Genomic DNA, 19,182 nt, shown 5'->3' with positions numbered 1-19,182 from the left:
TCGCATCTAATGTAAATGAAGCCCTCCCATTCATCAGCATTTAAGGGCATTAAACTTATTCCCAACCATTGAAATATCTCCATTTTCTAAGCTTATCCTTCCCAATTAACTTTTCAATGATTTCTTCATTCCATTTGTCTACATCTTCCTGAGAATTATTTTCTCCGAAAAGATCAGATTGCGCGAAAATTAAGCAACCTTTTATATACTCGTCAGCCGTATTGAACATTTTAGTTATATATGGTGCTTCATCATGGTCGAAAAAATAGATCTCTTTTGTCTCACTGTGGAAACAAAACATGTTTCCGTTTCCAAGGCAATCACTGAACGTTACTAAATATGGGAGTAACTCGTTTTCTTCTGGTGTAAAGTCTACTCCGTATTCCGGGTCTGCAAGACCAGTATCTTTCAACCAGCCAATAGTATCAAAATCCTGAAGTTCTTCACCAATGTTGGCAAGTCCGAAGGTTTGGTAAAAAAGATTTAAGCCTTCTGGCAGGGCTGTGCCTAATCTTGTTTCAAGGGCTGAAATCTCAGTGGCAGAAATTGGATCTTTGAGTTCGTCATTCCAATTAGTGGCTAAAGCTTCAATGATGTGGCTGGTTTTAATTTTCCATTCATTATCTCCGATTTTGTCGAAGGGTATAATAATATCTTCTTTGTTATTGATTTCAAGCATGGTATAGGAAATAATTAAATCAAATGTGATTGTTAAAGAGTAATGATTTGCCAGGTACGTAGTTATTATATTTTTATCTTAAAGGATTTTACCATACTTCCTTTATTTCCGGCTGCACTAATATTTCCATTGTTTGATAGTATCTTCTCCAAATAGTTGTTCTGCAATTTCTTCACTCCATTCGTCTGCATCTTCCTGATCAGTATCTTCGCCGTAAAGTTCTGCTTGTGCAAAAATCAGACAGCCTTTTATATAATCATCTGCTGTATTAAATATCCTGTTGATATAAATAGTGCTATCATGGTCAAAAAGATAGATTTCTTTAGTTTCACTATGAAAACAAAATATGTTGCCATTTCCGATATAGTTACTGAATGTAACCAGGTAAGGTAGCACTTCATTGTCCTGATCTGTGAAATCTGGCCCATCCTGAGGATTTTTAGCCCAGATGTCCTTCATCCATTCCATCTGATCAAGATCCTGAAGTTCTTCACCAATATTGGCAAGGCCGAATGTTTGATAGAAAAGACTTAAGCCTTTAGGCAGAGTTGTGCCAAGTTTTGTTTCGAGTGCTGTAATTTCGCCTGCTGAAATTGGAGTTCTATGTTCTTCTTCCCAGGTGTCGGCAAAGGCTTCAATGATTTTGCTGGTCTTGATTGTCCAGTCACTATCTCCGATTTTTTCAAAGGGTATAATAATATCTTCTTTGTTATTGATTTCAAGCATGGTATTTAGAAATTAATGTCAATTGATTGTTTAATATGAAATATTTTAACTCTTGCTATATAAAACAATAGTAATTGAACTATATTATATAATACCTGCTATTTGCGTTTGTTGTTTGAAAAATATGTTGAATAATAAATATTTACCATTAAATTTTATTCAAAAGAAAGTGACACTGGATAATTTATTTCCAGTGTCTGGTAAATTTAAAATCTATCAATTTTTTCCGTAAACATATTTTTTAGTCGTCCCATCGGGTTGAGCCACAAGAGTAAGTGTCAGATTCCCAATATAGTATCTAATTCTTACGGATAGAACGGAAGGATTAATTCCGCAAGAAGGTGCATATACTGCACACACTACAAATCCATTTATACAAGCAGGTACGCGGCTTGCCAAAATATAGCTAGATAATACAAGTGGATCTCCCACACCATTATAAGCATACCAACATCTTGCCATAATAAGTAATACTTTTATACATCAAAAAGTATCAGAAAACTTTATGTATACCTACTCTTTCAAGGATTTTCGGTTTTTTCCTGTTAAATTAATTCGGCATTAAAAATCTGACAATTAGATTGTTATGTAAATTTACGGCTTCAGCTTATTATTTAATAGGGCTATTTGGCGCATAATTTATTTTATCGTTCAATTCAACAGGAAAACCTTAGGAAGGGAATATTACTCGTCGGCGTGAGGTACATCCTCCAAACCATAATAAACCTTTAACCCTCTTTCTTTCGCAATCCTCACATCTTCATCAGCTCCTTTAGAAGCTCCTTCAAGACGCAAAACAGCATCACACTTTGAAAGTAACCGATGTGCTACAGGATATAAAATCTCTTCATAGGCTTCATCACCTGGTCTTTTTGAGCCTGCAAGATGAAGTAAGGGTAATGCGACCCATTCCCCAATCATAGGAATGTGTCCCAAACGGAACAAAGGGAGTGCTACAGCCTCTAACTTGCTTAAGTTTTGCGCTATCAATTCAGGATCGTCATTTGTCCCGCTGCGGTAAGGACCTGCTATAAGTATTAACATATATTTTTTTATTTATACAAAACAAGGAAACAAAACGGCTAAAAAAAATAAGGTAGCTTAAGAAAGATCAGTATATGGAGCATTACTTTTTATTTTTACCACCACGGATTGTGCTTAGAAACTCCGGAGTAATGCCCAGATAAGAAGCAATTTGCTTTTGGGTAACTTGTTTAGCCACCTGTGGATACTTGTTCAGAAAGATATTATACCGCTCTTCTGCTGTAAGTGATAGATTTTGTATAGTCCTGAGTTGTTCTCTGATATAGGCATTCTGAAAAATGATCCTGAAGAACCTTTCAAATTTGGGTATCTTGATATATAAACTATCAAGATCATCTTTTGATAGTTGAAAAATGATACTTTCCTCTACAGCTTCAATAGTCAGCATAGCAGGTTGATTATTGATAAAACAAAACATATCTGTTATCCACCAGTCAGTAAGGGCAAACATAATTGTTGACTGCTTACCCTCTTTATCCAGATAATATGCCCTTAATATGCCTGAATGAACAAAATTTATGTATTTACAGGCTTGCCCCCCTTTCAGGATGACCTCCTTTTTGGTGACCTTCTTTTGCTTCAGGTGACAGACAAAACTGTTAATTTCCTCCTGATCGAGCGAAATGTGCCTGGTTATATTTTCTAAAATAAGATGATGTAACATAGTAGGAGTTAAAGGGGCGGCTCGGGAAATATTTTCCTCCCCAAGAATAGGGAAAATATCAGTGAAATTTTTAGAGCTTTACTGCGTTTAATATATACTAAGCCTAATTATGGAGCAATACATCTATGAAGATGAATATCGTGGTCAAAAAAGAAATTTGTTAATTCTCTCTGGAGAAGATGATACCAGTTACAGAGTGTTTTTAGATGCCAAATTTATAGGCTCTATCAGCCACGAAATCAACGATGAACTGGTTATCTGGAAAACAGAGTACAATATATTGAAGCCTATTGCTGGTAAAATAGGGAAGTGGATTGAGGATTCGAATTAAAGACTGCCATTTTGTTGCTTTTAGTTCGGTGTAACTAACAAAATGACAGGTGTTTTGTGGCATAATAATCATTACATTTTAGGGACAATTCTCCCAAAAGGGTTGGAAATGCTTTCTCTTATGATTATTTAAGCTACTTTAGAACTATTTATTTTCCTTGGGTTAATAAAATAATATTGCTATTAGTGTCAAAACTTAGTAAGTTTAGTGGAATTAGATCAGTAACGAAATCTTTCTTCCGCTCTATGGCGTAATTGTTGATAAAATAAATCATATAGGTGGCGCTTATTTATAAAACATTTTTATAGTTTAGGGGCGTTGCGTTTAAGAAAAGGTATATATGGAAGCTAAATTTTCACCACAAGTAAAAGACGTGATTTCGTTTAGCAGGGAAGAAGCCCTGAGATTAGGTCATGATTATATAGGCGCTGAGCATCTTTTGTTAGGTTTGATTCGCGAAGGCGATGGAATGGCTATCAAAATATTGAAATCGCTGGGGGTTGATACGTCTAAATTGCGCCGCTCAATTGAGGAAGCAGTAAGAGGTACATCCAGTGTGACGGTTAATCTGGGAAATATCCCCTTGACCAAACAGGCCGAAAAAGTATTAAAAATCACTTATCTGGAAGCCAAAATCTTCAAGAGTGATTTAATAGGAACAGAGCATTTGCTGTTGTCCATCCTTCGTGATGACGATAATATCGCTTCTCAGATATTATTGCAGTACAGCATCAACTACGAAATCTTCAAACAGGAAGTAGAAGTTAATAAAAATGGTTTCAGAGACGAAACTCAAGGTAGTGCTTCTACTGGTGGTGATGATGATTACCGTGAGGAGGAAAGCTTCAGCAGTCCTAAAAAAGTATCTGACATTAAATCCAAAACTCCTGTGCTGGATAATTTTGGAAGAGACTTAACGAAAGCTGCGGAAGAAGGTCGTCTGGACCCTATTGTAGGACGTGAAAAAGAGATTGAGCGTGTTTCTCAAATTCTTTCGCGTCGTAAAAAGAATAATCCTATTTTGATTGGTGAGCCTGGTGTAGGTAAATCAGCGATTGCTGAGGGACTTGCTTTGCGCATCGTTCAACGTAAGGTTTCAAGGGTATTGTTCAATAAACGTGTGGTTACATTAGATCTTGCTTCTTTAGTTGCAGGTACTAAATACCGCGGACAGTTTGAGGAACGTATGAAAGCCGTGATGAATGAACTGGAAAAATCAACTGATGTAATTTTATTCATTGATGAGATCCATACTATTGTTGGTGCTGGTGGAGCTTCTGGTTCCCTGGATGCTTCCAACATGTTCAAACCTGCTTTAGCAAGAGGCGAAATTCAATGTATTGGTGCAACTACGCTTGATGAGTATCGTCAGTATATTGAGAAAGATGGTGCTTTAGACCGTCGTTTCCAAAAGGTAATGATCGAGCCTGCTTCTCCTGATGAAACTATTGAGATCTTAAACCGTATCAAAGAAAAGTATGAGGAACATCATGGTGTTACATACACAAACGAGGCTATAAATGCTTGTGTTGCTTTGACTACAAGATATATTACTGACAGATTCCTTCCGGATAAAGCTATTGATGCGCTGGATGAGGCTGGTTCAAGGGTACATTTAACTAATATTCATGTTCCTGAAAACATCATTGATATTGAGAATAAGATTGAAAATATCAAGGTTGAGAAAAATAAAGTTGTAAAGAGTCAGAAATATGAGGAAGCTGCAAAATTAAGAGATACTGAGAAGAATCTTTTAGAAGAGCTTGATCGTGCGAAAACTGAGTGGGAAGCTGAAACTAAAACTAAACGTTACACGGTAACTGAGGATAATGTTGCAGAGGTTGTTTCCATGATGACTGGTATTCCTTTACAGCGTGTTGGTCAGACTGACAGCGTGAAATTGCTGAATATGTATGATACGATAGCTACTAAAATTATTGGTCAGGATGATGCGATCAAGAAATTAAGTAAGGCTATTCAACGTACAAGAGCTGGCTTGAAAGATCCTAAGAAGCCTATTGGTTCATTCATTTTCTTAGGTCCTACGGGTGTTGGTAAAACTGAACTGGCTAAGGAGTTAGCAAGGTTCATGTTCGATAGTGATGATTCACTGATTCAGATTGACATGAGTGAGTATATGGAGAAATTCGCTGTTTCACGTTTAGTGGGAGCGCCTCCGGGATATGTTGGTTATGAAGAAGGTGGTCAGTTAACAGAGAAAGTACGTCGTAAGCCGTATGCTGTTATCTTATTGGATGAGATCGAAAAAGCTCACCCTGATGTGTTCAATATCCTGTTACAGGTGCTGGATGAAGGTCAGCTGACTGATAGTTTAGGTCGTAAGGTCGATTTTAGAAACACGATTATTATCATGACTTCTAATATTGGTGCACGTCAGCTTAAAGATTTCGGTCAGGGTATTGGTTTCTCTACGAACGCAAAAACTAACCAGGTTGATGCACATTCAAGAGGGGTAATTGAGAATGCTTTAAAGCGTGCTTTTGCTCCTGAGTTCCTGAATCGTGTGGATGATGTGGTTGTATTCAATACTTTAGGTAAGGATGAGATCTTCAAAATTATTGATATTGAGTTGAAGTCGTTGTTTGGAAGGGTTCATAGTTTAGGTTATGAGGTTAAGTTGACTGAAGTGGCAAAAGATTTTATTGCTGATAAAGGTTTCGATATTAACTTTGGTGCCCGTCCGCTGAAACGTGCGATACAGAAATATCTGGAAGATCCGATCGCTGAAGAAATCCTGAAAGGGGAGATCAATGACGGGGATACACTTGAGATAGATTACAATAAGGAAACTGACCTGATTGTGGTGGAAAATAGGAGCCCGGGTAAGAAGAAGAAAAAAGAAGAAGGAAGTATCGAGTAAGTACCTCCAACACGGAAATATCAAAGGCTGCCTCTAAAAGGGCGGCCTTTTAAGTTTTAAAAAAACAAGATATAGTATTTCAAGCCGACGCCCGCCTGAAGGGGCGGCCAAGGTCTTGAAATACTATACCTTGTTTTTTTAAAAGGTTTATGTAACCGGCCGGGGTTTAGCGGAGCGGTTTATATTCATAGTTGATTGTCGGTATTACTCTTTGGGGTTGGGTAGGAGAAAAAAATAGAAGAAACGTTTTGTTGTTGCTTATTGGCGAAACCTTTACAGAAACGTTTTGCTATTGCTTATTGAAGGAACCTCTATAGAAATGTTTTGCTATTGCTTGTTGAAGGAACCTCTATAGAAATGTTTTGTTTTGCTTGTTGGAGAAACCTTTACAGAAACGTTTTATTGTTACTTGTCGGAGAAACCTATTCTTTTGCTTTTTGGCGAAACCTTTATTATTGTTTTTAGGAGAAACCTATTCTTTGGTGAAGCTTTAGAAAAGACTATCCCTTTAGAATAGGCTTAGTTGTGGTTTTGGGACACTGAATAAACTGGAGTCAAGATGAATTCTTTTGAGGTTCAGGTGGTTGATTCTGCAGTGCAGTTTGAAGGTGTCATGAATCATTTTCGCTATATTTCCTTCACCTCTCATCCTATCTCCGAACCGGCTGTCATTAACTGTTCCGCCGTGGCAGGATTGGATCATATGCCATACTTTGTCAAAACGATCAGGAAAGTTTTGGCGTAACCAGTCTTCGAATATTGGGCCTACTGCGCCGTTTAGCCTCACAATGGTATAACCGGCACTTTCTGCGCCGCAGGATGAAATGGTTTTCAGAATACTGGGAATTTCATGATCACTCAGACCGGGTACGAGTGGGGCAACCATCACTCCGGTCGGGATTCCGGCTTTACTGAGCTCTTCTACTACTTTTAGCCTTTGTCTGACGGTTGTAGTTCTGGGCTCCATTTTGAGTCTTAGTTTTTCGTCAAGGCTATTGATAGAGAGGTAAACCAGGCAGAGATTGAGTTTGGCCATTTCCTGAAGGATGTCAAGGTCACGCAAAATCAAGGCGTTTTTGGTGATCATCCCAATAGGTTGTTTGTAGGCAAGGGCAATTTCCAGGAGCTGACGGGTTAGTTTATATTCACGTTCTGCAGGTTGATAGCAGTCGGTATTTCCGGATAGGGAGATCGTTTCTGCATTCCAGCCTTTGCGTTCCAGGAATTTCCTGAAAAGTTGTGGTGCGTCTTTTTTGACAATAATCTTTCTTTCGAAGTCCAGACCAGCACTGAAGCCCCAGTATTCGTGTGCGTTCCTTGCATAGCAGTACGTGCAGCCGTGTTCGCAGCCCTGGTAGGGATTAAGCGACCAGGCCATACCCACGTCAGGGCTGGTCACTTTATTGACGATAGTCTTCGACTTCCCTATGATGAAGCTGGTTTTATGGTTTTCATTTTCCCAATCGTCTATTCCTTCGCTATGTTCTTTGACATACGAATGGGCTAGGAAATGATTATGAGGGTTAAATTGCGCGCCTCTCCCTTTCAAATATTGCTCTTCTGGCTTTTCCGCTGAAATCATCCCTAAAATTACTAAAAATATTAGTAATTTTGTGTAGGTAATTATCTTTTATTTAACGGGATATAATCCATCGGAACCATGTCACCGATTTTTTCGTATGCCCAGAATCCTTCGAAGAGTATAGCTTTTGAATCATGTATTCCACCGTTTGGATAGAAACTAACCGGGCCATGTAGCATGCTCACTACCGAAATTTGGTAATTAGGAATAGTTAAAGGCCGCATTATATAATGACCGGTGTTAGAATAGGCATTACTTTCTTCTTCTTTGGTATACATGACATAAAGCTCATCCTTATAATTGATAGTTTTCATGTTTGGATAAATGCTTTTGACCAAAGTATCAGTTGATACACCCGACATATCAAGCGTAGCAAACTCTTTAGGGAGATCATATAAGCGCTGCATCATCAGCAGTGAATCGCTAAATACTGAGCCTATAGTACTTGCCCCGTGCATTCTTTTCTGCAGCCGTGCTTTTGTTGTAGTAATATAAGCATCTGATGGCCGGTTGGGATTCTTGGTTTTAATTCTTTTATAGATGATAAAGCCGTTTTCTTCTACTTTATTCTGGTAAAGGGACTGAAAAAAGTGCTGCGGGGAACCTGCATAAGCAATCTCCCTGTTATTCAGCCAGGTTCTTCTCTTTCTACCCGAACCTTTCAGATCTTCAAATACGGGAAGTCCCGAAAAGTAAACAATCCGCGTATTGTAGTTATATTCAAAAAGGTTCAGCATATATTTCAGCCGGTAACCTAATGCTTTATTCTCAACGACCAGAAATTCGTTTGTAGTTACGCTGAGTACCCTTGCATCACCATCGTATTTGATATACAATACCTGCGGATTCAGGATCTTGCATTTGGCAGAATTAGGGGTACGGCCAATGAAGAAATCTTCAAATATTTTAAGGTTCTTTTCCCTGTCAGGATCTGCCCTGATGACTACCTCATTTAATTGTACAGTGTTCTCTGCCAGCGTAATTGTGATGTTAACTGGCTGATCTGAAATGATAACACTCTTGCTGTAAGGCAGGTAGCCCATCATTTGTACGACTACCTCGTAAGCCCCTGGTTTGATCTTGGAAAGTGTAAATTGTCCATCATTATTGGTGACGGTGGCAGTGGTATATCCACTCAGATAAATACCAGCTCCGGGTAATGTTTCTCCCTTTTTATCCTTTACTTGTCCACTAATTGTATACAACTTTTGTGCATGCGTGTTCAGGCAGAATAATAAAAGCAAGACTGTCCCAAAGAGATATTTAATCATGGAGCTAATTTAACTGATCTGCTGGTTATTTGGTAATAAAAAAAGCCCTTTAAGGGCTTTGATTTTGTTAAAAAACGTTAATTAATGGAATAGCTCCCAGAACGTTGTATTTCTAGCTGCCGATAGGGCTTTAAGCCTCTGTATCAACACCTAACCTGTGCATCACTTCATCGCTCACACCAGTAGAAGAATAACCGCCATCATGAAAAAGATTCTGCATAGTGACCATGCGTGTCAGATCTGAGAATAAAGTAATACAGTAATCAGCGCAAGACTCGGCATCTGCATTTCCAAGAGGTGCAATTTTGTCAGCGTAATCAAAGAAATCGCCAAAACCTTTTACCCCTGTACCCGCAGTTGTTTTTGTTGGAGACTGAGATACCGTGTTAATACGGACTTTCTTTTCCAGGCCGTAATGATAACCGAAACTTCTGGCGATAGATTCCAGCATCGCTTTAATATCTGCCATATCAGTATAAAAAGGATAAGTTCTCTGTGCAGCCATATAAGTCAGTGCAACTACGCTACCACCATCACTGATGGCATCCAGCTTTTTCGCTACAGCAAGCATCTTATGAAATGATAAAGCTGATACATCAATCCCTTTTTGGAAATAATCATAGTTCAATTCAGTGTAAGGGATCTTTTTACGGATATTGACACTCATTCCAATAGAATGCAGTACAAAGTCTATTTTCCCACCCAGAATTTCCTGAGATTGTATATATAAATTAGTCAGGTCATCTATACTTGTTGCGTCTGCAGGGATAATTTGTGAACCTGTTTTTTCTGCAAGTTTGTTAATCTCACCCATACGCATGGCGATCGGCGCATTCGTTAAAACGAATGTTGCCCCTTCTTCATGTGCTTTCTCTGCAACTTTCCAAGCAATAGAATTCTCATCTAAGGCACCTGAAATGATACCTCTTTTACCTTTTAATAAATTGTACATTTTTTTGTTTTTATTGTTTAATGATCAGCACGATTTGTGTGAATAACGCTTCGAAAGAAATAATATTACCCCTTAGTTTTTGAAGCTTAACAAATCTTGTGCATTTTTTAAAGCAGACTCGCCCGGATTTTTACCGCTCAGCATTTCAGCAATCGCAAAAATGCGTTCTTCAGGGCTTAATCTGCGGATTCCAGTGGTCGTCCTTTCTGACTCTTCCTTCTTGTAAACGAAATAATGTGCTTCGCCTTTAGCAGCAATCTGCGGAAGGTGGGTAATACAGATGACCTGCATATTCTGCTCCAGTTCGCCGATTACATCACCTACCCGAAGAGCTGTTTCTCCCGAAATACCTGTGTCGATCTCATCAAAGATCAAAGTCGGAAGTGAAGTATGTTTTGATATTATTGATTTAATAGCAAGCATTAAACGGGAAAGCTCACCCCCGGAAGCCACTTTGCCTACCGGGGCAGGTGCTTGTCCTGCGTTAGCAGAAAATAATAAGGAAATCATATCTTTTCCATCCTTATTTAAATTTTCCACTACAGTCTGCTCAATTTTAATCTTCGCATTAGGCATACCTACGCGGACTAATATTTCGCCAACTTGTTTTTGAGCGACATTAATAGCTTTGCTGCGGTTTTTTGATAAAGTATCTGCTATCTTTTCCAGCTCAACCTTCAGCTTATTGATCGCAATGATTAAGCGCTCTATCTCTTCATCACTGTTTAAAAGTGTATTTAAATTGTCTGAAAGTTCGTTCTGTATCGCCAGTAATTCCTCAACCGAAGTAACCCGGTGTTTTTGCTGCAAGGTATAAATCGTATCCAGCCTGACATTGATTTCATCAATTCTTGCAGGGCTGTAAACGATGTTTTCTTCCAATACTATAGTTTCTTCTGCAATATCTTTAATTTCTATCATCGCTGAACGCAAACGCTCATTCATTGCCGTATAAGCAGGATTGAATTTCTCTATGGCCTGGATCTGGTTGATCACTTCTTTTAAGATAGGAAGTACTGCTGTTTCCTCTCCATCAAGTAAAACATGACCATTTAATAAACCTCTTTTGATACTTTCTGCATGATTTAAAGCTTCCATTTCAATTTCCAGTGCTCCTTGTTCACCTGCCTGTAAATTTGCAGTGTCCAGCTCATTGAACAGAAATTGCTCGTAATCTTGTTTGCTTCTGGCCTCATCGGCCGAAGTTTGCATATTAATCAGTAGCTGAAGGTTCTTTTTATAGGCCCTGAATTTTAACCGGTACTCAGTAAGCAGGGGTAAATGATCAGATAAAGTATCAACCACAGCTAATTGAAAGCCCGGATCATTAACCTCCGATGTCGCATGCTGAGAATGAATATCAATCAGTTTTTCTCCGATCTGCTTCATCACGGACAGCGTTACAGGCGTATCATTGATAAAAGCCCTGGACTTACCATCAATAGAAATTTCCCTTCTCAGAATACTTTCCTCTTGATAATCCAGATCGAATTCCTCAAAATAAGGCTGTAGTCCAGAACCCGAAAGTTTGAACTGCCCCTCTATGACACATTTTTTCGCCTGGTTGAAAAAATACTTGGTTTCTGCACGCTGCCCTAAAATCAAAGACAGTGCACCCAGCATAATAGATTTTCCAGCACCAGTTTCCCCTGTAATGATATTTAAACCTTTATCAAGTTCCAAATCGACACTGTCGATCAGTGCGTAGTTACGTATAGAAAGTTTCTGTAGCATATTTGATTGCTAAATTATGAAAACTAAGTCATTTGATGTTTATTCTTTTTTAACAAAAAACGGCCGAAGATGTTTCTTCGGCCGCTGTGGTCATTTGTGTATTGAAGTTTTAAATGTTTTATAATTGTATAGTAGATTTAAAACGCCTTTAATTAGTATCTTTTTTCTGGTCTTTAGCTTTCAGCTTTTCTACATCCTTATCAAATTTCTTTTTCAGTTCCTGGTATTCTGCTGTTTTTTTAAGTTTTTGCTGCTCTTCAGATTCATTCAAAATGACCATTCTTGTTGAATTATCAGCTGACATTAGCTTAATCCTCGCTTTAAACTCTGGAGAATTGATCATTTGCTGTGCGCTCAATGCTTGCAGGCGTGCCTGTTGCTGAAGTTTTTTCATTGCTGCTTTTTGTTCCGGTGAATTGTACTTAGCCTGCATTTCTCTGGCCATTTTCTCCCATTTAGCACGTGCAGCAGGATTATCGTATTTCGCTTTGATCTCCGCATCAAACTTTGCCCACTTAGCCTTTTCTGCAGGAGAATTAAACTGCCGCTCTAATGCTTTGCCTTTTTCCTCTATACGGGCTGCCAGGCTTTCTATTTTGCGTTCATTACCCGAAAAACTGGCTGCAACCATATCTTTAACATCCGAAGAAAAATTGATCATCGTCACAGGGAAATCAGGTCCTAATAAAGAATCTGTTTCAATATTTAATGGAACAGGAGGGGCAGGTGGGGCAGGGGGCATAATAACTGCGGGAGGCTCAGGCCTATTGTGATTGATATAAACATGACGCAACGGTAAACTATCCGGGCCCTGGATAACCATGGAATCAGGTGTGTCATTACTTTTAAAGACGTATACCCTTTTGGTTTTCTTTTTCCCGGTATCAATAGGAAGCTGAACTGAAGGGGATAATAACGTCGCATTATCTTTTGATACTTTTGATTGCTTCAACTGTTGATCACGCTTTGCAGGATTTATCCAGGCCAGTGAAATGATAGTGGTCAGTGTCAATGCAACTGCAAAAAGCTTTTGTTTTGAATTCATGTAGTTAGTTTTCATCGCAGTAATTCTTTTAATCCGCTGATAGAGGTGTTGATTTTTTCCTGTTGCTGCCAAAGCAAATACAGGCGAGCTTTTATCTGCCAATAATTCCAGTTGCAGCAGGGCGTGGGCATAAGTCAGTGGGGTGTTAGTCAGCCCGACTACCAGATCATCACAAGCATGCTCTCTTTCGATGTCTATAAACTTGCCTGTCAGCCACACAAAAGGATTGAAGAATAAAATAGTTTCAATCAAAGTTCTGATCAGGTTAAACAGGTAATCATTCCTTCTGATATGAGAGAGTTCATGAATCAATATAGCCTCTATATGTTTCATTTCCATTTGCGCCATTAAGGCTACCGGAAAAAGTACAACAGGTTTAAAGAAACCAATAACAAGCGGAACATTGACATGCTCAGACAAGTGAAAGGAAACATGTTTAGAGATATTCAGTTTTTTAGTCAGCGCTTCAAAAAGAACAGTCCATTCTGCAGGAATACTGATCCTGTCTGCTCTTTTGAGACTTTGTATTTTATGGTATCCTTTGAAGACGATAACAGACTGGATCACTAATCCAATGCTATAAAGCAAGACCAGGAAAGGAAACAACTTCTCCGCATAGGGTATCAGAGTTGCCGATAAAAAGGAATAAGATAATGGATTATTAACCATGACCTGAGCAGTCATCGCTTGCTGCTGATCTGCAGGCCATTTAAATATCGAAAAGAAAGTAATCAGGAAGCAAATAAATATGAACGCATTCGCAGCAAAGGCTAAATTATACTTCAGCCTGGCTTTTAACCGGAATATACGCATCTGGGTTGGTAAGAGCAGTGCATATACGAGTGCAGCCTGCCATAAGGAATGCAGGATACTCCATCCCGTTGCCTGTATAAGATTGTTTACTAAAGCTTCCATAGTATTATTTATAATCTAAGTCATTTAAATATTTCTTTATCGCTTCTATCTCGTCCTTGCTTGCACTATGATTTCCCAGGGCCTGCATCACCAGTCTTGCAGCAGAACCGCTAAACGCATTGTCAATTAATTTGGAAAGCAAGTGTTCCTGTGTTTTCTGCTGACTGGCCAGCGCACTATAGATATGTGTCTTTGAACTGGTATCTCTTCTGACCAAACCTTTCTCCTGCATCAGCTGCATAATTTTAAGTGTCGTAGTATAACCGGCCTCTTTATGCTGAGTCAGGATCTCGTGTACTTCTCTCACGGTACAATCTCCCTTCTCCCATAAAATTTGAAGAATCTCCAGTTCGCTTTCAGTTGGTTTTATAGTATTTTGTGAGGACATATTACATTTACGAATTGTTTCGTAGTACTAATGTACGAATATATTCGTATATCAAAAATATATTTTATAAAAATAAGAGAAGGGGGTAAGGAAGACGATTAAAGGCCTTTTTTTAGAATTTCGTATTTACTGATATTAGCAGGATCTATCTCGCTCAGGAGATTATAAGCCTGAATTTTATCCTGCGTATTTCCTGTAACCAGGATATTTACCATTTCTTCAGCTTTGGTAGACAGGTAAACATTAGGGAAAATTGAGCCTAGTTTCTGCTTGTCCATCTGTTTTAAGTCCGTTAAGAAACCCAGCAACATTTCACATCCTTTAGTCGGATTTTCCTGTATGCGATCAAGCGTATTGGCGTGATAGTTATAGATGAAAATACGGAGATCTTCAAAACTCTTATCCAGTAGATTCTGGTTTAACCAGTACCGGTTGCGCAAACCATCATAAGCTTTCCAGCCGGTATTGCCTGATACCTGTGCTACATTAAGAATATTCTGGGCCTTTAGATAATAGGGTGTTCCGCCCAATTTACTGAAGCTGTCTTTATCTAATCCGATAATAGTATAGGCATAATAAGATAGCAATGAGCCCAGGTTACTCAGAAAATTCTGATCAGAGAAGTTAACCGGTTCTCCTTCATTATAGTTGAAGTCAAAATCCTTGTCGCTCAGATTGAGCAGTGTGCTGTTGTATGAAGTACCAAATACAGGCCGGCTGGTCTGTATCTGGGCATCAGCTTTATAACCTGAAGCCCCATCCCACGAACTGATTGTAATCACCAGATTACTTTCAATCCTTTCCTGTGGCTGATAAGTTTCATTCGTCCATTTATTATTGTTCAGATATTCACGTATCGTATTCTGGATCAGCTCAATATTCTTCTTATCCATGTTTTGCACTGTTGGCGCAGTTACAGTTACCCTGGTATTCAGTTCCTGAGTGAAACCAGTTAAGCCAATAAAGAGTGATGCAAAAACGAGCGTAGTGAATTTTTTCATGCAGGGCGCAGCTTTAATATTTCAGTACATATATCTTTGGCAACTTCAGTTTTTGATTTTACATCGTATACCGTTTTGTCTAAGTACTGATTAAAGATAGTAATTTTGTTTGTATCTTTTTGAAAGCCTGCCCCGGCATCATTTAAAGAATTCAGGATAATCAGGTCGAGATTCTTTTTGACCAGTTTAGCTTTTGCATGTTCTTCCTCATTGTTAGTCTCCAGTGCAAAACCAACCAGTATTTGTGCTTTGGTTTTGGTCTGGCCTAATGTGAAAAGAATATCAATCGTCTTTTTCAGCTCGATACTAAACTCCTCTGTTGCCTTTTTGATTTTCTGTGCAGCCACATGAACAGGAGTATAATCTGCAACTGCAGCACTCATAATCGTAATGGCACTCCCCGGAAAATTGCTTTGACAAGCTTCCAGCATTTCGCTGGCCGTAGTTACATCTATTCTGTTTACCTGTTGCGTGCTCTTCTCTGCAGTAGGCCCGCTGATTAAAGTCACATCTGCTCCTAAACGCGCCATTTCATCTGCAAGGGCGAAACCCATCTTTCCTGAAGAATGGTTGCCTATAAAGCGTACTGGATCTATAGGTTCGTAGGTAGGACCAGCAGTCACCATCACTTTAATACCAACCAGGGGAAGGCTTTTTTTGATTGTCGCTGAAAGATAAGCTACAATTTCTTCCGGCTCAGCCATTCTTCCTTCTCCGTATAAACCACTGGCAAGTTCTCCGCTTGTTGGCGAGATCATGGTATTGCCAAAACTTTGCAGTTTCTGAATATTGGCCTTGGTGCTTTCATGTTTCCACATGTCAAGATCCATTGCAGGAGCATAGAAGACAGGACATTTAGCGGAGAGATAGACGGCGCTCAGCAGGTTATCACAAAGTCCATTGGCCATTTTGCCAAGCGTATTTGCACTGGCAGGCGCGATGATCATATAATCTGCCCAGAGGCCTAATTCGACATGATTACTCCATACTCCGGTTTCTTCTTCGAAATATCTGGTGTAAACAGGGTTTTTGGATAGGGTGGCAAGCGTGAGCGGCGTGATGAAGTTTGTCGCATCGGCTGTAAGAATTACCTTGACGTTTGCACCAGCCTTAATCAGGAGCCTGACTAATACTGCGGACTTATATGCTGCAATACTGCCGCAAACGCCAAGGATAATGTTTTTATTTTTGAGCATGGTTTATTAATGCAAATGGTTATGCTATATAATACCTATGCAGATTTTATTGTGAATCTTTAGCTGGATTTCTGTGGTAAATTTTATCATTCAGAAACTCATCAATCGCAATAAGGCTTGGCTTCGGCATGCGTTCGTAGTGCTTGCTGATTTCAATTTGTTCTCTGTTTTCGAAGATCTCTTCCAGGTTATCATTAGAAGAAGCAAACTCAGCTAACTTGCCATGTAACTCCTCTTTCATGTTATTTGAAATCTGATTAGCCCTTTTAGAAATAATCACTAAAGACTCATAAATGTTGTGGGTCTTTTGATCTAAATCATTTACATTTCTTGTTACCGTAGTGTTTGGTATTGCGGGTTTATTCGTATTCATTATGGGTTGGGGGTTTTAATCGTAGTAGTATCTTTTTTTGCATCTTTTTCCATTAATGCCTTATATTTCGCGGTTAGTTTAGCATCCTGCGCCATTAATTGCTTCGCATTGGCTATTCCATCTTCACTATTTGTTTTCAGCGTTTTCACTTCAGCAAGGTACTTACTTTCAGGATGGGCTTCAATAAATTCATTTGCATAACCAATTGCTTCGTTATATCTGTCTTCCTGACGGAATGCGTAACTATTTCTAGCATACGAGTATTGTGATTTAACGATCAGCAGGTCCATATCTTCTATATACTTAATATCCGGGAAATCGGTTTCTGCATTTTTCAAAGCAATTACAGATGACTTGTAGTAAGATAGATCATATCCACCCAAATCATAGTATAGTCTTGCATTGGTATAAGCTTTTAATTCAAGTTTAGCACGAAGGTCTGTAATATACTGACTTGCCTGCGCAACACGCTCACTTTTAGGATATAAGTTGATAAATAACTGTAATGCGTCAATTGCTTTATAAGTATTTTCCTGCTCTAATGTATATTCAGGAGAATCCAGGTAGTAGCAATAAGCACCCATGTACCGGCATTCTTCAGCATTTTTACTTGTTGGATAGGTATCTGCAAAGTATTTGAACTGATAACGGGCAGTCGTATAATCTTTTAGTCTGTATAAGGTATAAGCGTAGTAGTAATTCAGGTCTTCAGCTTCAGTTCTTCCTCTATATTTCTGAGAAAGATCTTCAAATAAGATAAGGGCTTTTGAATAATCCTTCTTGTTATATAGTTTTATTGCCTCCTGATATTTTTTGGCTACATCATTGCTGAGCCTGATTTTTTCAAAACGGCTTTTGCAACCTGCAATACTCAGGGCAATAACAGTAAAACTTAGTATAAAAACGTGTTTAATTTTAAACATTGTGCAAAGATAAGTTAATAATACGATAACGTCAATTAAAAATAATCGACCGCTAAGCTATATAAAGCCTTTTTATAAGTCAAGCTGTTAACATATTTTAACAAATAAATTCTCTGGAAGCGGTTATCTGATTAATTAATGGCTAAAAAGGGGATGGAAAGGCGGCTTCTATTGGGTTAAATAATTTTGATTATTCCCTCGTATGTATGCTGTACTTTAAATGCAGGTATTTAAATTTGTTGAAACAACAGATATTTGTTAGGGAATATAAGTTCGGGATCATCTATTGGTCAACGTATTTAAAGGCAAATTATGGAAGAAATTGAAATACCTACAGAACACCTTCATGAAACTATCCAGGAGAAATCAGAGGAGGCGTTAAAGGGGGCTGAAAATAAGTGGATAATGTATTTAGCTATATCTACTGCTTTGGTTGCTGTTTTTGCTGCTATCGCAGGATTAATGGCTGGACATCATTCGAATGAAGCATTAATTGAACAAATAAAGGCTTCTGATCAATGGGCTTATTACCAGGCAAAGGGGATTAAAGCAGAAATCAGATCTCTACAGGTCAATGGATCGGGCGATGCTGCCAAAATAGAGCAATATAAAAAAGAACAGCAGGAGATAAAGAGGGGCGCTGTAGCACATGAAAAATTATCTGAGGCTCATTTGGATAAACACGTGTCATTAGCTAAAGCAGTTACTTTATTTCAAATAGCTATTGCTGTCTCCGCGATTTCAATTCTAACCAAAAAGAGGAGTTTGTGGTATTTAGGACTTCTTTTTTCATTGGCAGGTATTTTATCATTCTTATACGGTATGATGTAATCAGGCTGGCGTATTTTTTATTTAATTTATACGTGACTTATAATACACGTATAATATGACCAAAGGTGGAGATTTCTCTGCCTTTTTTAGTTTAAATATATAGACTTGATACTTTTGATGTGAAGTTTTTCTGATAGGCCAGATGTATATAATATAAGGGAGAAGGAAAAGTACCCCCGGATCTATCGTCTTCACGACACAAATTAGCCATTTTTATATTTGTTCTTGCCTAAATTCTTCGGAATCAGACTGCTTTTGAGCTGGATTCAAATATTAGCAGTGAAATAACAGTTCAGTTCAAGCGAATCCAGTACAGTTATAGAAGAGAAGTGCCACTGTAGTGCCTTGGAATGACCTTGGGATGAGGTTGGGATGAGGTTGGAATGACTGTGGTCATTGCAAGGTCATTCCAACCTCATTCCAAGGTCATTCCAAGGCACTATTTGACCCCTTCTCAACACCTGTTCTTGAGGGCGAGGCCATGTTTTGGGTTTTTACTGATGTTATATAGTATAATAGTGGTGTTTTAAAGCCAGGCTTGGTAGGGCCTGTAATGTTTTTTTAACCGTTTAAAGTGGCCATAGCTATGACCTGTAAAGGTTTTTAAGGGATTTGAAACTGCAATCCTGGTTGGTTGGTGCTGCGG

General features: G+C 38.6%; 17 protein-coding genes. 3 read left to right on the top strand and 14 right to left on the bottom strand.

Annotated elements, in window-relative coordinates:
* Positions 1 to 55: 55 nt before the first annotated feature.
* From LY11_RS23270 to LY11_RS23250, 4 genes are all read right to left on the bottom strand, one after another.
* A complete protein-coding gene (locus LY11_RS23270; protein ID WP_111636017.1) occupies positions 56 to 679 on the bottom strand; it encodes an SMI1/KNR4 family protein in 624 nt (207 codons plus the stop codon).
* A gap of 117 nt (positions 680 to 796) precedes the next feature.
* Complete coding sequence (locus tag LY11_RS23265) at positions 797 to 1,405, bottom strand: SMI1/KNR4 family protein (protein WP_111636016.1); 609 nt, start codon at positions 1,403 to 1,405, stop codon at positions 797 to 799.
* 684 nt (positions 1,406 to 2,089) lie between these two features.
* Complete coding sequence (locus LY11_RS23255; RefSeq protein ID WP_111636014.1) at positions 2,090 to 2,449, bottom strand: DUF4406 domain-containing protein; 360 nt, start codon at positions 2,447 to 2,449, stop codon at positions 2,090 to 2,092.
* An 82-nt stretch (positions 2,450 to 2,531) separates the two neighbouring features.
* Complete coding sequence (locus tag LY11_RS23250; protein ID WP_111636013.1) at positions 2,532 to 3,113, bottom strand: Crp/Fnr family transcriptional regulator; 582 nt, start codon at positions 3,111 to 3,113, stop codon at positions 2,532 to 2,534.
* Positions 3,114 to 3,222: 109 nt separating this feature from the next.
* On the opposite strand from LY11_RS23250, the gene LY11_RS23245 reads away from it, so the two are divergent.
* Together LY11_RS23245 and LY11_RS23240 are read left to right on the top strand one after the other, a co-directional pair.
* Complete coding sequence (locus LY11_RS23245) at positions 3,223 to 3,444, top strand: hypothetical protein (RefSeq protein ID WP_111636012.1); 222 nt, start codon at positions 3,223 to 3,225, stop codon at positions 3,442 to 3,444.
* Positions 3,445 to 3,784: 340 nt separating this feature from the next.
* On the top strand, positions 3,785 to 6,325 hold the full coding sequence (locus LY11_RS23240; RefSeq protein ID WP_111636011.1) for an ATP-dependent Clp protease ATP-binding subunit: 2,541 nt from the start codon (positions 3,785 to 3,787) through the stop codon (positions 6,323 to 6,325).
* Between the two features lie 508 nt (positions 6,326 to 6,833).
* Here the strand turns inward: LY11_RS23240 and LY11_RS23235 are convergent.
* The 10 genes from LY11_RS23235 to LY11_RS23190 all read right to left on the bottom strand — a co-directional run bounded on the left by LY11_RS23235 (position 6,834) and on the right by LY11_RS23190 (position 17,705).
* Positions 6,834 to 7,907, bottom strand: a complete 1,074-nt coding sequence (locus LY11_RS23235; protein WP_111636010.1) for a PA0069 family radical SAM protein — start codon at positions 7,905 to 7,907, stop codon at positions 6,834 to 6,836.
* A gap of 41 nt (positions 7,908 to 7,948) precedes the next feature.
* Positions 7,949 to 9,178 (bottom strand): carboxypeptidase-like regulatory domain-containing protein, encoded by a 1,230-nt coding sequence (locus tag LY11_RS23230; protein ID WP_111636009.1) that lies wholly within the window; start codon positions 9,176 to 9,178, stop codon positions 7,949 to 7,951.
* Positions 9,179 to 9,308: 130 nt separating this feature from the next.
* Positions 9,309 to 10,130: an enoyl-ACP reductase FabI gene (locus LY11_RS23225; protein ID WP_111636008.1), complete on the bottom strand. Its 822-nt coding sequence runs from the start codon at positions 10,128 to 10,130 to the stop codon at positions 9,309 to 9,311.
* Between the two features lie 72 nt (positions 10,131 to 10,202).
* Positions 10,203 to 11,864, bottom strand: a complete 1,662-nt coding sequence (gene recN / locus LY11_RS23220; protein ID WP_111636007.1) for a DNA repair protein RecN — start codon at positions 11,862 to 11,864, stop codon at positions 10,203 to 10,205.
* Positions 11,865 to 12,012: 148 nt separating this feature from the next.
* A complete protein-coding gene (locus tag LY11_RS23215; protein ID WP_111636006.1) occupies positions 12,013 to 13,824 on the bottom strand; it encodes a M56 family metallopeptidase in 1,812 nt (603 codons plus the stop codon).
* A gap of 4 nt (positions 13,825 to 13,828) precedes the next feature.
* On the bottom strand, positions 13,829 to 14,212 hold the full coding sequence (locus LY11_RS23210) for a BlaI/MecI/CopY family transcriptional regulator (RefSeq protein WP_111636005.1): 384 nt from the start codon (positions 14,210 to 14,212) through the stop codon (positions 13,829 to 13,831).
* Between the two features lie 98 nt (positions 14,213 to 14,310).
* Positions 14,311 to 15,213, bottom strand: a complete 903-nt coding sequence (porD, locus tag LY11_RS23205; RefSeq protein WP_111636004.1) for a type IX secretion system protein PorD — start codon at positions 15,211 to 15,213, stop codon at positions 14,311 to 14,313.
* Complete coding sequence (gene coaBC / locus LY11_RS23200) at positions 15,210 to 16,409, bottom strand: bifunctional phosphopantothenoylcysteine decarboxylase/phosphopantothenate--cysteine ligase CoaBC (RefSeq protein ID WP_111636003.1); 1,200 nt, start codon at positions 16,407 to 16,409, stop codon at positions 15,210 to 15,212. The genes porD and coaBC overlap by 4 nt, the downstream gene beginning before the upstream one ends.
* Positions 16,410 to 16,455: 46 nt before the next feature.
* Positions 16,456 to 16,782 carry a DNA-directed RNA polymerase subunit omega gene (locus LY11_RS23195; protein WP_068402985.1) on the bottom strand — a complete coding sequence of 109 codons (327 nt, stop codon included), beginning with the start codon at positions 16,780 to 16,782 and terminating at the stop codon, positions 16,456 to 16,458.
* Positions 16,782 to 17,705, bottom strand: coding sequence for an outer membrane protein assembly factor BamD (locus LY11_RS23190; RefSeq protein ID WP_111636002.1), 924 nt, complete (start codon positions 17,703 to 17,705; stop codon positions 16,782 to 16,784). Before LY11_RS23190 ends, LY11_RS23195 begins: the two co-directional genes overlap by 1 nt.
* Before the next feature lie 312 nt (positions 17,706 to 18,017).
* On the opposite strand from LY11_RS23190, the gene LY11_RS23185 reads away from it, so the two are divergent.
* Positions 18,018 to 18,536 carry a DUF4337 domain-containing protein gene (locus LY11_RS23185; RefSeq protein WP_111636001.1) on the top strand — a complete coding sequence of 173 codons (519 nt, stop codon included), beginning with the start codon at positions 18,018 to 18,020 and terminating at the stop codon, positions 18,534 to 18,536.
* Positions 18,537 to 19,182 lie beyond the last annotated feature (646 nt).

Source organism: Pedobacter cryoconitis (genome assembly GCF_003259615.1).
GTDB lineage: Bacteria > Bacteroidota > Bacteroidia > Sphingobacteriales > Sphingobacteriaceae > Pedobacter > Pedobacter cryoconitis.
Note: the sequence above shows the minus strand (reverse complement) of the source record. Positions and strands in the feature narration are given on the sequence as shown.